Raw genomic sequence first — 13,801 nt, forward strand, 5'->3', positions numbered from 1 at the left:
GCCGGGTGGGCGGTGACGCTGGCCCGGCGTGTTCGCTACCGCCTGCGGATTTCACCTTTTGAGCCCATGAACAATGAAAAGATCAAAACGATTTGCAGTACTGGCCCAGCGCCCTGTTAATCAGGACGGATTGATTGGCGAGTGGCCTGAAGAGGGGCTGATCGCGATGGAAAGCCCCTTTGACCCGGTCTCGTCGGTAAAAGTGGAAAACGGTCTGATCGTCGAGCTGGACGGCAAGCGCCGGGACCAGTTTGACATGATCGACCGGTTTATCGCCGATTACGCGATCAACGTTGAGCGCACGGAGCAGGCGATGCGCCTGGAGGCGCTGGAGATAGCCCGCATGCTGGTGGATATTCACGTCAGCCGGGAGGAGATCATTGCCATCACCACCGCCATCACGCCGGCCAAAGCGGTTGAAGTGATGGCGCAGATGAACGTGGTGGAGATGATGATGGCGCTGCAGAAGATGCGCGCCCGTCGGACCCCCTCCAACCAATGCCACGTCACCAATCTGAAGGATAATCCGGTGCAGATTGCCGCCGACGCCGCCGAGGCCGGGATCCGCGGCTTCTCCGAGCAGGAGACCACGGTCGGTATCGCGCGCTACGCGCCGTTTAACGCCCTGGCGCTGTTGGTCGGTTCGCAGTGCGGCCGCCCCGGTGTGTTGACGCAATGCTCGGTGGAAGAGGCCACCGAGCTGGAGCTGGGCATGCGTGGCTTAACCAGCTATGCCGAGACGGTATCGGTCTACGGTACCGAGGCGGTATTTACCGACGGCGATGATACGCCGTGGTCAAAGGCGTTCCTCGCCTCGGCCTACGCCTCCCGCGGGTTGAAAATGCGCTACACCTCCGGCACCGGCTCCGAAGCGCTGATGGGCTATTCGGAGAGCAAGTCGATGCTCTACCTCGAATCGCGCTGCATCTTCATTACCAAAGGCGCTGGGGTGCAGGGGCTGCAGAACGGGGCGGTGAGCTGCATCGGCATGACCGGCGCCGTGCCGTCGGGCATTCGGGCGGTGCTGGCGGAAAACCTGATCGCCTCCATGCTCGATCTCGAGGTGGCATCGGCCAACGACCAGACCTTCTCCCACTCGGATATCCGCCGCACCGCGCGCACCCTGATGCAGATGCTGCCGGGCACCGACTTTATTTTCTCCGGCTACAGCGCGGTGCCGAACTACGACAACATGTTCGCCGGCTCGAACTTCGATGCGGAAGATTTTGATGATTACAACATCCTGCAGCGTGACCTGATGGTCGATGGCGGTCTGCGTCCGGTGACCGAGGCGGAAACCATCGCCATTCGTCAGAAAGCGGCGCGGGCGATCCAGGCGGTTTTCCGCGAGCTGGGGCTGCCGCCGATCGCCGACGAGGAGGTGGAGGCCGCCACCTACGCGCACGGCAGCAACGAGATGCCGCCGCGTAACGTGGTGGAGGATCTGAGCGCGGTGGAAGAGATGATGAAGCGCAACATCACCGGCCTCGATATTGTCGGCGCGTTGAGCCGCAGCGGTTTTGAGGATATCGCCAGCAATATTCTCAATATGCTGCGCCAGCGGGTCACCGGCGATTACCTGCAGACCTCGGCCATTCTCGATCGGCAGTTCGAGGTGGTGAGCGCGGTCAACGACATCAATGACTATCAGGGGCCGGGCACCGGCTATCGTATCTCCGCCGAACGCTGGGCGGAGATCAAAAATATTCCGGGCGTGATTCAGCCCGACACCATTGAATAAGGCGGTATTCCTGTGCAACAGACAACCCAAAATCAGCCCTCTTTTACCCTGAAGACCCGCGAGGGCGAGGCGGCTTCTGCCGATGAGCGCGCCGATGAAGTGGTGATTGGTGTCGGCCCTGCCTTCGATAAACACCAGCATCACACCCTGATCGATATGCCCCATGGCGCGATCCTCAAAGAGCTGATTGCCGGTGTGGAAGAAGAGGGGCTTCACGCCCGGGTGGTGCGCATTCTGCGCACGTCCGACGTCTCCTTTATGGCCTGGGATGCGGCGAACCTGAGCGGCTCGGGGATCGGCATTGGTATCCAGTCGAAGGGGACCACGGTCATCCATCAGCGCGATCTGCTGCCGCTCAGCAACCTGGAGCTGTTCTCCCAGGCGCCGCTGCTGACGCTGGAGACCTACCGGCAGATTGGCAAAAACGCCGCGCGCTATGCGCGCAAAGAGTCACCTTCGCCGGTGCCGGTGGTGAACGACCAGATGGTGCGGCCGAAATTTATGGCCAAAGCCGCCCTGTTTCATATCAAAGAGACCAAACATGTGGTGCAGGACGCCGAGCCCGTCACCCTGCACGTCGACTTAGTAAGGGAGTGACCATGAGCGAGAAAACCATGCGCGTGCAGGATTATCCGTTAGCGACCCGCTGCCCGGAGCATATCCTGACGCCTACCGGCAAACCATTGACCGACATCACCCTCGAGAAAGTGCTCTCTGGCGAGGTGGGCCCGCAGGATGTGCGGATCTCCCGCCAGACCCTTGAGTACCAGGCGCAGATTGCCGAGCAGATGCAGCGCCATGCGGTGGCGCGCAATTTCCGCCGCGCGGCGGAGCTTATTGCCATTCCTGACGAGCGCATTCTGGCTATCTATAACGCGCTGCGCCCGTTCCGCTCCTCGCAGGCGGAGCTGCTGGCGATCGCCGACGAGCTGGAGCACACCTGGCATGCGACGGTGAATGCCGCCTTTGTCCGGGAGGCGGCGGAAGTGTATCAGCAGCGACATAAGCTGCGTAAAGGAAGCTAAGCGGAGGTCAGCATGCCGTTAATAGCCGGGATTGATATCGGCAACGCCACCACCGAAGTGGCGCTGGCGTCCGACGACCCGCAGGCGAGGACGTTTGTTGCCAGCGGCATCGTCGCGACGACGGGCATGAAAGGGACGCGGGACAATATCGCCGGGACCCTCGCCGCGCTGGAGCAGGCCCTGGCGAAGACGCGGTGGTCAATGGCCGATGTGGCTCGCATTTACCTTAATGAAGCCGCGCCGGTGATTGGCGATGTGGCCATGGAGACCATCACCGAGACCATTATCACCGAGTCGACCATGATCGGTCATAACCCGCAAACCCCGGGCGGGGTGGGCGTTGGCGTGGGGACGACCATCGCCCTCGGGCGGCTGGCGACGCTGTCGGCGGCGCAGTATGCCGAGGGGTGGATCGTACTGATTGACGACGCCGTCGATTTTCTAGACGCCGTGTGGTTGCTCAATGAGGCACTCGACCGGGGGATCAACGTCGTGGCGGCGATCCTCAAAAAGGACGACGGCGTGCTGGTGAACAACCGCCTGCGTAAAACCCTGCCAGTGGTGGATGAAGTGACGCTGCTGGAGCAGGTCCCCGAGGGGGTGATGGCGGCGGTGGAAGTGGCTGCGCCGGGCCAGGTGGTGCGGATCCTGTCGAATCCCTACGGGATCGCCACCTTCTTCGGGCTAAGTCCGGAAGAGACCCAGGCCATCGTCCCCATCGCCCGCGCCCTGATTGGCAACCGTTCAGCGGTGGTGCTCAAGACCCCGCAGGGCGATGTGCAGTCGCGGGTGATCCCGGCGGGCAACCTCTACATTAGCGGCGAAAAGCGCCGCGGAGAGGCCGATGTCGCCGAGGGCGCGGAAGCGATCATGCAGGCGATGAGCGCCTGCGCTCCGGTACGCGACATCCGCGGCGAACCGGGTACCCATGCCGGCGGTATGCTCGAGCGGGTGCGCAAAGTGATGGCGTCCCTGACCGGCCATGAGATGAGCGCGATATATATCCAGGATCTGCTGGCGGTGGATACGTTTATTCCGCGCAAGGTGCAGGGCGGGATGGCTGGCGAGTTCGCCATGGAGAATGCCGTCGGGATGGCGGCGATGGTGAAATCGGATCGTCTGCAGATGCAGGTTATCGCCCGCGAACTGAGCGCCCGACTGCAGACGGAGGTGGTCGTGGGTGGCGTGGAGGCCAACATGGCCATCGCCGGGGCGTTAACCACTCCTGGCTGTGCGGCGCCGCTGGCGATCCTCGACCTTGGCGCCGGTTCGACGGATGCGGCGATCGTCAACGCGGAGGGGCAGATAACGGCGGTGCATCTCGCCGGGGCGGGGAATATGGTCAGCCTGCTGATTAAAACCGAGCTGGGCCTCGAGGATCTTTCGCTGGCGGAAGCGATAAAAAAATACCCGCTGGCCAAAGTGGAAAGTCTGTTCAGTATCCGCCACGAGAATGGCGCGGTGGAGTTCTTTCGGCAAGCCCTTAGCCCGGCGGTGTTCGCCAAAGTGGTGTACATCAAGGAGGGCGAACTGGTGCCGATCGATAACGCCAGTCCGCTGGAAAAAATTCGTCTCGTGCGCCGCCAGGCGAAAGAGAAAGTCTTTGTCACCAACTGCCTGCGCGCGCTGCGCCAGGTTTCACCCGGCGGTTCCATCCGCGATATCGCCTTTGTGGTGCTGGTGGGCGGCTCATCGCTGGACTTTGAGATCCCGCAGCTTATCACGGAAGCCCTGTCGCATTATGGCGTGGTCGCCGGGCAGGGCAATATTCGGGGAACAGAAGGGCCGCGCAATGCGGTCGCCACCGGGCTGGTACTGGCCGGTCAGGCGAATTAAACGGGCGCTCGCGCCAGCCTCTCTCTTTAACGTGCTATTTCAGGATGCCGATAATGAACCAGACTTCTACCTTAACCGGGCAGTGCGTGGCCGAGTTTCTTGGCACCGGACTGCTCATCTTCTTCGGCGCGGGCTGTGTCGCTGCGCTGCGGGTCGCCGGGGCCAGCTTTGGTCAGTGGGAGATCAGTATTATCTGGGGCCTTGGCGTCGCCATGGCCATCTACCTGACGGCCGGCGTCTCTGGCGCGCACCTTAATCCGGCGGTGACCATTGCCCTGTGGCTGTTCGCCTGTTTTGAACGCCGCAAGGTACTGCCGTTTATTGTCGCGCAGACGGCCGGGGCTTTCTGCGCCGCCGCGCTGGTGTATGGGCTCTATCGTCAGCTGTTTCTCGATCTTGAACAGAGTCAGCATATCGTTCGCGGCACTGCCGCCAGCCTTAACCTGGCCGGGGTCTTTTCCACGTACCCGCATGCGCATATCACCTTTACACAGGCGTTTGTCGTGGAGACCACCATTACGGCTATCCTGATGGCGATGATCATGGCCCTGACCGACGACGGCAACGGAATTCCGCGCGGGCCGCTGGCGCCGTTGCTGATTGGCTTACTGATCGCTGTGATCGGCGCGTCGATGGGACCGCTAACCGGCTTTGCGCTGAATCCGGCGCGCGATTTCGGCCCTAAACTGTTTACCGGTCTGGCCGGGTGGGGCTCGATCGCCTTTACCGGCGGGCTGGCGATCCCCTACTTTCTGGTGCCGCTGCTGGCGCCGGTGGTGGGGGCGATTATGGGGGCGTTTTTATACCGCAAGCTTATCGGCCACCATCTGCCGTGCGAATGCGGTATCGATAAGTGAGACGGGGCCTGCCGCGTCACGGCGGGTAACGAGGTTAACTTTCCCCGGCGGGACGCCGGGGAGCAGGATTATTTTTTGATGGCCGCGCTGAGGTCGCCGAGTTTAGCGGCGGGGTTCTTGTGGCACTGCTGCAACATTTTTGGCACCGAGACGGTCTCGACTTCATGCCAGTCGACATAGTCGCCGCCGCTGAAGTCGGTGTTGCGATTCACGACCCAGAAGGCCACGGGGGTCATGCTTTTCGGGTTCATATCCATAAATTCCTGACAGGTCATATTCTGCGGTGTGGTTTCCTGAACCGCAAACGCCGGGCTGGTCATCAGACAGAATGTGGTGGCCGCCGCGGTCAACACGAGTGCTTTAGGTAAATTCATTTTCTTCTCCAGTGATAAAATACGGCTTAAGCCTGAGCATGCTTCATCTTATTGCGCAGGACCAGAAAGCCGATGGCGCTAAATATCATTTCAACGCCGATAAAAGCGGTGATAAATAACCAGCTTTGCTGCGGGTTCATTGCCAGCCACAGGCAGGCGATAATTAAATCCAGCAAACCGATAAAAATATTCCAGCCAGCGCCGCTTTGTTTTCGGGTTTTACATCCGCTGACGATGCGGGAAATACCGCCGAGAACAAATAAAAAGCCGAATAAGAAGGCCAGACTGCTCATGCCATTGAGGGGATTGACGACAAAGCTCAGGCCGAGCACGATCCAGGCAATGGCGAAGATCAGCGCCACCAGGCGCGATTTCCAGTGCTGCTGACGGAAGACAATTAAGCTGTACAGCGAATAGAAACCACAGATCATCAACAACATGCCGGTGACGACGGCGAGATACCAACCAGCGACCAACGGCCAGGCCAGGCAACAAGCCCCGCAGATAAACAGCAGGGCGGCCATCATGCCGGCATGCCGTTTATATCGTAAGAAGACGCGTGGGCTAAACGCATTTAAGGTGTAATGGCTAAACATAAACATAATTGCTCCGCAGATCCCAGTTGGCGGCCTGGCGCTGAAATAAATGTATGGTTTATTCAGCGGGCCAAAATAAATGTCTAATGAAAATAGTAGGCCGCGCTATCGCCTGGCGTAAATAAGAGCGCCGAGGTCACTTTATACGCCTTGTCTGACAGCTGTCAGACAAGGCCCGCAATATCGCTTCCGGGCTCTGATTCTCAATAACCACGATATTTTTTAAGCTGGCTGCGTTTGGTGATGCTTACCGATTTTAATCAGGAGTCAACAATGAAAAAAGTTATTCTGGCGAGCCTGCTGGCAACCATGATGAGTACCTCTCCGGTGTGGGCGGCAGACAGCGCGACGGCAGCGCCAGCCACGGCGGCCACGGCACAGGTTCAGAAAGAAGCTGCCGATGTGCTGCAGGTGGCGGTGCAGGGCGCGAACGCAATGCGCGACGTCCAGTTTGCCCGTCTGGCGCTGTTCCACGGCCAGCCGGATAGCGCCAAAAAACTGACAGACGACGCCGCCGCGCTGCTGGCCGCCGATGACGCCAGCTGGGCAAAGTTCGTGAAAACTGACGCCACAGCAAAAATGATCGCCGATCGCTATGTGGTGATCAACGCGACCGTCGCCCTGTCTGAAGACTACGTGGCCACGCCGGAAAAAGAGAGTGCCATTAAATCTGCCAACGAAAAGCTGGCGAAAGGTGACCAGAAAGGGGCTATCGATACCCTGCGCCTGGCCGGCATTGGCGTGATCGAGAACCAGTATCTGATGCCGCTCAACCAGACCCGCAAAGCGGTGGCGCAGGCGCAAAAACTGCTGAAAGCCGGGAAGTATTACGAAGCGAATCTGGTGCTGAAAGGCGCTGAAGAGGGCATTGTGGTGGATAGCGAGATGCTGGTGGCAGGTAACTGATCCTCGTTCCACCCTGAGAGAGCGCAGAGGAAGAAACTGACAAGGATGTCCCCTTAACGCTCGGGCAGCGGACTGCCCGAGCGGAACGGCTAGCGGCCGATCAGGGCGTTGATTTCGCCGTCGATCTCGCGCATGACGCCGGTGATGTGCTGTACCACCTCCAGACAGCTTGCCGGCGTCAGCGAATCAGGTCGCTTAGCCTCAAAAGGGGCGCACAGTTGTTGTAGCGCAGTAATCCCCAGAATTTGTGCTGAACCGTGCAGACGGTGCAGCGCCCGCAGAAAGATCTGCGGTTCATGCCGGACGATAGCCTGTCCGGCGGCCTGCAAATCTGTGGCCGACGCATCGCGGAACGTCTCCAGCATTTCAGTCATCAGCGCCTGGTCTCCCCCGGTATTTTCGGTCAGCACGCTGAGCTTCAGGTGCCGGGTGACGTTAGGAGATGCGCGGCCCTCCGCTAAACGGCTGAGCTCATGGCTCAGCGTCTGAACCGACACCGGCTTAAACAGACACATATTCATCCCGCTGGTCAGACATGCCTCACGCGACTGCGGGAGTGCGCTGGCGGTCACGCCCCAAATGACCAGGCCCGGATAGCGACGGCGTAACGAGGCCGCCAGCGCCAGACCATCTTTCTTCGGCATATTGAGGTCCGTTATCAGCAGATCGTAATGTTTGCTGGCGAGCTTATTCTCCGCCTCTTCACCGTCGCAGGCTTCATCGACGCTATAGCCGATGGTGCTGAGCTGGCGTTTAAGCAGCAACCGGTTGGTGGGATGGTCGTCCGCTATCAAAATCGCCAGCCCGGGCAGGGCCTGCGGCCTGGCGGGCAATGCCTGCGGCGCATGAATCGCGCAGCGACTCGCCTTGACCGGCAGAGTGAGGGTGAAAGTTGTTCCTACACCCGGGTGACTGACCATCTCCAGCCGACCCTGCATCAGCGCAACCAGCTCTTTGCAAATGACCAACCCCAGTCCGGAGCCGGTCTGCTGGCGCCCCTGGCGTGCCTGAGCATAGCGGTGGAAGAGGGTAGCCTGCTCTGCTTCACTGATCCCGCAGCCGCTGTCGCTGACGGTGAGGGTCAGCTCCCCCTGCGTCTCATCCGCTTGCACCAGCCGGCAGCTGACCTGAATCGCGCCCTCGGCGGTGAACTTCAGCGCATTGCCGATGAGATTATTGAGGATTTGCCGTAGCGCCTGCGGGTCGAGCCACAGCATGGTCCCTTCCTGCAGCGCGTTATGGTGGTGCAGAACGATGCCCTTTTGCTGCGCCAGCGCGCCGAAGGTGTGGCACTGCTGCGACACTAACTGTGCGACATCGCTCCACTGCGGGGTGACCTGGTATTTTCCCGATTCAATCTTGTCGATATCAAGAATATTGCCGATAAGCCCCAGCAGGGTTTGCGCCGTTGACCCCGCCAGCTCGATCGCTTCTTTACGCTGGCCGATGTTCAGCTCCGGGTTCGCCAGCAGTTCCAGAAAGCCGACAATGGCGCTCACCGGCGTGCGCAGCTCGTGGCTCATGCTGGCCAGAAAGCGGCTCTTCGCTTTTGTCGCCTGAATCGCTTTATCTTTCTCGTGCTCCAGCGCCCGGGAGAGCGCCTCCTTCTGCGCCAGTTCTTCTTCCAGCCGCTGTTGGGAGTCTTTGCGTTTGCGCACTTCCCGGCACAGGGAGAGTCCCCAGCCGAGGCTGATGGCGATCAGCACCAGCGCAAAGGCGATCAACTGGTAAAACTGTCGGCTGTACTGGCTCCAGTTCTCAATTTGCTGGCTGGATATTTTCGACCACTTCTCGGTCATCTGCAGAATATCCCGTGGCGGAATCGCCTGCAGCGCTTTGCCAAGAATGGCGGCCAGCACCGGTTCATCGCGCGGGATGGCCAACCGAATGGCGGCGACCGGGAGTCCGTCGATGCGGGTGTAGTGCAGACCCTGTGGATAGTAATGATCGATCATATAGCGGGCGGAGAGTTCCGAGGCCACTGCGGCATCCACTTCGCCCTCTTCCACCATCTTCATGGCGATACCAATGTTATCTGTCTCCACCCAGTTGACCTGTGGAAAGCGCGCTTTCAGGTCGTGGGCGGCAAGCGGCCCCACTGGCAGGGCGATCCGCGCCGCTCGCGTCAGCAGATGCTGGTCAGGCGCGCTGCCGCGAGCGACCAGCACAAAAGCCACGTTAATGAGCGGATCGCTGAGGGTGACATAGTCCTGCGGCTGCGAATTGAGGGTGGCGGCGGGCATGATCGCCCAGTCCTCTTTTTCCATGCGCTTTGCCAGATCGTGGCGATTGCGCACCAGGATGGGTTCAAACTGTAGTCCGGTCTGCAGTGAGAAAATATTCAGCATATCGGCCATGATGCCGCGTAGCTCATCTTCGTCATCCACCAGGGTAAAGGGCGGAAAGTAGGGGTTGACCAGCAGGCGGACGCGACGATGCTTCTGCAGCCAGCGCTGCTCCTCGGCGCTAAAGGGGAGGGGGGTATTGAGAAACGACAGATCGCCGCGGTTGAGCCAGTTTTGCATGATCCGCATCGCGGTATCGCTGTCGATGGCATGAATGAAACGATCGAGGATCTGGTGTAACTCCGGCCGATCGTCGCGGGTGACGAAGCGGTTGTGTTGTTCCTGCTGACGAAAATAGTGCGCAATGACCAACGATTGCGAGAAATACTTCGAGATACAGTGGCCAGTAGTGATGTTGTTGCCAATGAAATACTGATTTTCACCGCTGACCACCGAGGCAAGCGCCTGGTAGTCGCTATCGTAAAGGGTGATTTTGGCGTTGGGAAACGCCTGCTGAATAATATCGAAAAAGGCGCATTCGCGGGTGCAGGCCAGCGTAACGCGGCGGTCAGTGGTCAGCGGCGGCAGGGGGGATTTCAGCGAGGTAACCAGCGCCGGCCAGGTTTTAATCAGCGGCGCGGTTCGCTCCAGGCCCGCGGTGAGCGCATCCCGGTGCGCCACCTGAGTGAGCAAGGTATCGACCTGCCGATCGTCCAGGGCGGCCAGCGCCTGCTGCTCGGTGTCATACTGGCGGATAATCACCTTCAGTCCGAGGCTGCGCTTCATCAGCGCCAGATAGTCGGCGTTAATCCCCTGATAGCTTTCCTCATCGCCGTCATAGACGATGGGCGTCATCTCGGGAAGCCAGGTGCCGATGGTTAACGTCGGTTGTCCGGCAAGCCAGGCTTTCTCCTTAACGCTAAGCGGGATATCGATCGCCGCGATATGAGAATGGCTCTTCAGCTCCAGCTGTTTCATGGCATACGCGGCAGGAGAGAGGCTCAGCGTCAGCCCGACAACGACGGATAAAATAAGACGAACCACCATGCCATCACCCTATTTTATTGCGTTGCGCAAAGTCATAAAGCTCAAGCAGGGAGCTGCAGCCTAATTTATCCATCAGACGGACCTTATAGGTACTTACCGTTTTATTGCTGATATTCATTTTGCTGCCGATGGTGGTGTAGTCGACGCCACAGAGGATATAGCGGAAGACCTTCATCTCCTGCGTTGACAGCGTATCCAGCCGGTCCTGATCGGTGATGCCGTGTGTGCAGAAGCGCTCCAGTGAAAAAGGGAAATAGCTGTAGCCATTATTGGCCGCGTCGATCGCGGCGAGGATATTATTCATTCCCTCTTTTTTACTCACAAAACCATTGGCCCCGCAGTCGGCGCTGCGTTTGCCGTAGAATCGTTCATTCTTTGCGGAAATGACGATGATTTTTCCCTGGTAGCGGCGTTTGCGCAGCTGCTCCAGAACGTCGATGCCACTGAGCTCGGGAATATCGACGTCGACGATCAGCAGGTCAGGCTGCATGCTTTCTGCGGTCTGCACCGCATGGGCGCCGCTGTCGAGTTCTGCCGCGACGGTAATGCCGTTGGTGTCGAGAAGGTTGCGAATGGCAATACGTGCCAATGGATGATCGTCAATGATTATCGCATTCATGGGGGCGTAAATCCTGATATAAAAAAGAATAGCGATGCCTGGTGCAGGTGCGGCGGGGATTATTTTTTATAGGTGCCGGAATAAGGCGCAATTGTAACACAAATCGTTTTCGGCCGGGAAAATATTGTGAATGAGTGCTTGTTGAATATATTTGCATATCTGGATGACAGTTGTAGGAACAGGCGTTCACTGACTTCAGCGCTGTCTGCTGTTAAAAAAAATGCAAACGATTAATCTGCTCTTTTTAAGGTGAGTTGCCGGGAATTCTCTCCGGTGACAGCTGGCAGGTAAAATAATAACAATGGCAAAAGAAAAGCACACACTCTGGCGAAAATGGGTTTGGAAACGACTGATGGCAGGAATCATCGTATTGGCAATGAGTAGCGCGGCGGTGGGAAAGGAGGTAGCGCCCGATGTGGTGCAGACCCGCGATATGATGCGCTGTCAGGATTATCTGCAGCAGGACCCGCGCACCTGGACGCCGATGGTGATCTGGTTGATGAACGATCCTTTTTCACTGCAGCCGCCGGAGTGGACCGACTTTCATGAAGCTGAACTGGTGTTGACGCCGATCCTCACCGAAATCTGCCGCCAGGAACCAGATGCGTGGCTGACTTCGCTGCGTGAACGGCTCAACTCTTACCAGCAGGTGCGGTCGCTGAATTAAGCGACCGCGGTAAAGCGGCAGAAAAAGTGACTAAGTGTGCAGTCAGCGGCCTTCTCCTGCGCAAAGACTCAGCAGCGGCCCGCTTTTTTCGACAGGGCGTCGCAGGTTTTGCTCGCTGGCGTCGGGTTGCTGCCGGCGCAGATAGCATCCGAGACAGTGCTGCCGCCGCCCAGTGGGATCAGCCCGTAAAGTTTCGGCTCGGCGGCTTTCGTCACATAGCAACGATGGCTGGTTTTGCCGATAGTGGCCACAAAGTTGGTTTTCACATCCTGCTGCTTCGCATCGGAAATTGTCACCTGCGAAGCATCGACATTAAAAGCAAAGGCGGCCGCCTCTTTCATTTCACTTTCCGTCGCCATTGGCGGTTTAGCTACGCAACCCATTAATAACAGTGCCAGACAAGTACTGACTGATATATCCCGTATTTTCATCATTTCATCCTTTTTGTGAGTCAACGGGTTATATATAAGAGGGGCGAGAGGGGAGTATTGATTTTGATCAGCTGGCGCAGGCTATGGTTATTTTTCAGATATTGACCTGAAATTTAACGAACCTGGTCGCTGCGGCCGCTGCCGTTTGCTCTCCTGCGTGCCGGCTACCCTCTTTTGCATTCATTTCCGGCGGCAGAAAAATGTAGTTTTAGCCCAACGCCGACCTCATTAATTTTGATAAAACGCGCCAGGCTAACCTTAGCCGCAAGATCGGTACAATGGCATGGATAGAGGGAATCTGGGGACAATGCTTTAAGGTAATCCCCTGTCTTCGTGAGGCGATCTTCATCGGCATTTTGCAGATGGAACCCACCAATGACCGAAACAATGTGATTTTCTCCGGTAACCTGTTTTGCATATTCGATAATGTTAGCTATTCCCGCGTGAGAACAGCCTGTGACTACCACCAGTCCATCTTCTGTCTTTATTGCCAACGCAGAATCATCCATAACGTAATCATCAGTGATTTCGCCTTTATCATCTACCGTTTGGCCTACCGGTGTCAGCATCTCGAATTTATTGTTCCTTGGTATTTGACCAAGGAAGATGATGTTTTCAGTGAGTGGATAAGGTTTTTTGCTGCAAATTTTGTCGAAGAAGAGATCATTTTGATCGAATCTATAGTTGAACCCTATAGATTTTGCATCAAAATACTTTGGGTTTAATGCATCTGGATGGCAAACCAAGTTTATCTTTTTCTCAGGCGTGAAATTTAGGCGATCATAATGTTGGGTTAAATGATTGAGGCCCCAGGTATGATCGTTATGCCCATGAGATAAAACGATACTATCGATAGTGGTTAAATCAATTTTCAACGTTTGCGCATTCTGCAAAAAAACATCCGAATATCCGGTATCGAAAAGGATTTTTTGACCATCATGCTCAATCAGATAGGATACACCAGGCTCACCGACAAGATACCTGTCAATTAATGTATTATTATCAACCAGAACCGTTAATTGCATCAGCAAATCCTCGATGTTGCGCCAACAATATGAAAAGGAAACTCTTTCTATTATGGACCGGTGTTATGCCACATTCATTGCGGATAAGCAATTCACCAACATTTGGCTTGCAGGTTAATGCTGACTAGCCACCTGCAGGAAAAAGAATGCGCATCGCTAAAAAATTCGCAAAGCCCGCTTCTTGCTTGAGTTAGCTATTAATACAGGCGCCGCAATTATCATGTCAATGAAGACGGTGGCAGGGCAATCGCTGTCTTTCATCCCTGACAACTTAACCAGTCTATGAGTATACCGGCATTGCGCCACGCCCTCGTGGTCGACCGAATGAACGCGACCGTCAAGTCGGCCCGTCCGACATCAACGATCCTGAGGGCCGCAGGGATGGAAATGCG

General features: G+C 57.3%; 13 protein-coding genes. 7 read left to right on the plus strand and 6 right to left on the minus strand.

Annotated elements, in window-relative coordinates; all coding sequences use genetic code 11:
• Positions 1–73: 73 nt before the first annotated feature.
• Genes CWM53_RS14625 through CWM53_RS14645 form a run of 5 tightly spaced genes read left to right on the plus strand, consistent with a single transcriptional unit; the run spans position 74 to position 5,459 of the window.
• Positions 74–1,741 (plus strand): propanediol/glycerol family dehydratase large subunit, encoded by a 1,668-nt coding sequence (locus CWM53_RS14625; protein WP_061153254.1) that lies wholly within the window; start codon positions 74–76, stop codon positions 1,739–1,741.
• 12 nt (positions 1,742–1,753) lie between these two features.
• A complete protein-coding gene (locus tag CWM53_RS14630) occupies positions 1,754–2,338 on the plus strand; it encodes a propanediol/glycerol family dehydratase medium subunit (protein ID WP_074387547.1) in 585 nt (194 codons plus the stop codon).
• 2 nt (positions 2,339–2,340) lie between these two features.
• Positions 2,341–2,766, plus strand: a complete 426-nt coding sequence (locus CWM53_RS14635) for a glycerol dehydratase small subunit DhaB3 (RefSeq protein WP_023291057.1) — start codon at positions 2,341–2,343, stop codon at positions 2,764–2,766.
• 12 nt (positions 2,767–2,778) lie between these two features.
• Positions 2,779–4,602 (plus strand): diol dehydratase reactivase subunit alpha, encoded by a 1,824-nt coding sequence (locus CWM53_RS14640; protein ID WP_100730010.1) that lies wholly within the window; start codon positions 2,779–2,781, stop codon positions 4,600–4,602.
• Between the two features lie 53 nt (positions 4,603–4,655).
• Complete coding sequence (locus CWM53_RS14645; RefSeq protein WP_100631944.1) at positions 4,656–5,459, plus strand: MIP/aquaporin family protein; 804 nt, start codon at positions 4,656–4,658, stop codon at positions 5,457–5,459.
• Positions 5,460–5,527: 68 nt separating this feature from the next.
• Here CWM53_RS14645 and hdeB read toward each other — a convergent pair whose 3' ends face one another.
• Together hdeB and CWM53_RS14655 are read right to left on the minus strand one after the other, a co-directional pair.
• Positions 5,528–5,833: an acid-activated periplasmic chaperone HdeB gene (gene hdeB / locus CWM53_RS14650; RefSeq protein ID WP_100631943.1), complete on the minus strand. Its 306-nt coding sequence runs from the start codon at positions 5,831–5,833 to the stop codon at positions 5,528–5,530.
• Between the two features lie 26 nt (positions 5,834–5,859).
• Positions 5,860–6,435, minus strand: coding sequence for an HdeD family acid-resistance protein (locus CWM53_RS14655; protein ID WP_061153259.1), 576 nt, complete (start codon positions 6,433–6,435; stop codon positions 5,860–5,862).
• A gap of 237 nt (positions 6,436–6,672) precedes the next feature.
• On the opposite strand from CWM53_RS14655, the gene CWM53_RS14660 reads away from it, so the two are divergent.
• Positions 6,673–7,335, plus strand: coding sequence for a YfdX family protein (locus tag CWM53_RS14660; RefSeq protein ID WP_165784224.1), 663 nt, complete (start codon positions 6,673–6,675; stop codon positions 7,333–7,335).
• Between the two features lie 89 nt (positions 7,336–7,424).
• Here the strand turns inward: CWM53_RS14660 and CWM53_RS14665 are convergent, their stop codons facing one another.
• Together CWM53_RS14665 and evgA are read right to left on the minus strand one after the other, a co-directional pair.
• Positions 7,425–10,667: an ATP-binding protein gene (locus CWM53_RS14665; protein WP_100631941.1), complete on the minus strand. Its 3,243-nt coding sequence runs from the start codon at positions 10,665–10,667 to the stop codon at positions 7,425–7,427.
• A 4-nt stretch (positions 10,668–10,671) separates the two neighbouring features.
• Positions 10,672–11,286 (minus strand): acid-sensing system DNA-binding response regulator EvgA, encoded by a 615-nt coding sequence (gene evgA / locus CWM53_RS14670; protein WP_074387553.1) that lies wholly within the window; start codon positions 11,284–11,286, stop codon positions 10,672–10,674.
• 301 nt (positions 11,287–11,587) lie between these two features.
• On the opposite strand from evgA, the gene CWM53_RS14675 reads away from it, so the two are divergent.
• Complete coding sequence (locus CWM53_RS14675) at positions 11,588–11,953, plus strand: HdeA/HdeB family chaperone (protein ID WP_165785080.1); 366 nt, start codon at positions 11,588–11,590, stop codon at positions 11,951–11,953.
• A 68-nt stretch (positions 11,954–12,021) separates the two neighbouring features.
• Here the strand turns inward: CWM53_RS14675 and CWM53_RS14680 are convergent, their stop codons facing one another.
• Entirely contained in the window at positions 12,022–12,294 is a 273-nt protein-coding gene (locus tag CWM53_RS14680) for a hypothetical protein (protein WP_032691249.1), read from the minus strand.
• A 254-nt stretch (positions 12,295–12,548) separates the two neighbouring features.
• A complete protein-coding gene (locus CWM53_RS14685; RefSeq protein WP_100631940.1) occupies positions 12,549–13,409 on the minus strand; it encodes an MBL fold metallo-hydrolase in 861 nt (286 codons plus the stop codon).
• Positions 13,410–13,801: the final 392 nt, after the last annotated feature.

The sequence above is a fragment of the Klebsiella sp. A-Nf5 genome (assembly GCF_002810545.1).
Classification (GTDB): Bacteria; Pseudomonadota; Gammaproteobacteria; order Enterobacterales; family Enterobacteriaceae; genus Klebsiella; species Klebsiella variicola.

Excerpts from the sequence above, each read along its gene's own strand:
- CWM53_RS14625 (WP_061153254.1), top strand. The coding sequence starts at position 74 with ATGAAAAGATCAAAACGATTTGCAGTACTGGCCCAGCGCCCTGTTAAT.
- CWM53_RS14635 (WP_023291057.1), top strand. The coding sequence starts at position 2,341 with ATGAGCGAGAAAACCATGCGCGTGCAGGATTATCCGTTAGCGACCCGC.
- CWM53_RS14640 (WP_100730010.1), top strand. The coding sequence starts at position 2,779 with ATGCCGTTAATAGCCGGGATTGATATCGGCAACGCCACCACCGAAGTG.
- CWM53_RS14645 (WP_100631944.1), top strand. The coding sequence starts at position 4,656 with ATGAACCAGACTTCTACCTTAACCGGGCAGTGCGTGGCCGAGTTTCTT.
- hdeB (WP_100631943.1), bottom strand. The coding sequence starts at position 5,833 with ATGAATTTACCTAAAGCACTCGTGTTGACCGCGGCGGCCACCACATTC.
- CWM53_RS14655 (WP_061153259.1), bottom strand. The coding sequence starts at position 6,435 with ATGTTTATGTTTAGCCATTACACCTTAAATGCGTTTAGCCCACGCGTC.
- CWM53_RS14660 (WP_165784224.1), top strand. The coding sequence starts at position 6,673 with ATGCTTACCGATTTTAATCAGGAGTCAACAATGAAAAAAGTTATTCTG.
- CWM53_RS14665 (WP_100631941.1), bottom strand. The coding sequence starts at position 10,667 with ATGGTGGTTCGTCTTATTTTATCCGTCGTTGTCGGGCTGACGCTGAGC.
- evgA (WP_074387553.1), bottom strand. The coding sequence starts at position 11,286 with ATGAATGCGATAATCATTGACGATCATCCATTGGCACGTATTGCCATT.
- CWM53_RS14675 (WP_165785080.1), top strand. The coding sequence starts at position 11,588 with ATGGCAAAAGAAAAGCACACACTCTGGCGAAAATGGGTTTGGAAACGA.
- CWM53_RS14680 (WP_032691249.1), bottom strand. The coding sequence starts at position 12,294 with ATGAAAGAGGCGGCCGCCTTTGCTTTTAATGTCGATGCTTCGCAGGTG.
- CWM53_RS14685 (WP_100631940.1), bottom strand. The coding sequence starts at position 13,409 with ATGCAATTAACGGTTCTGGTTGATAATAATACATTAATTGACAGGTAT.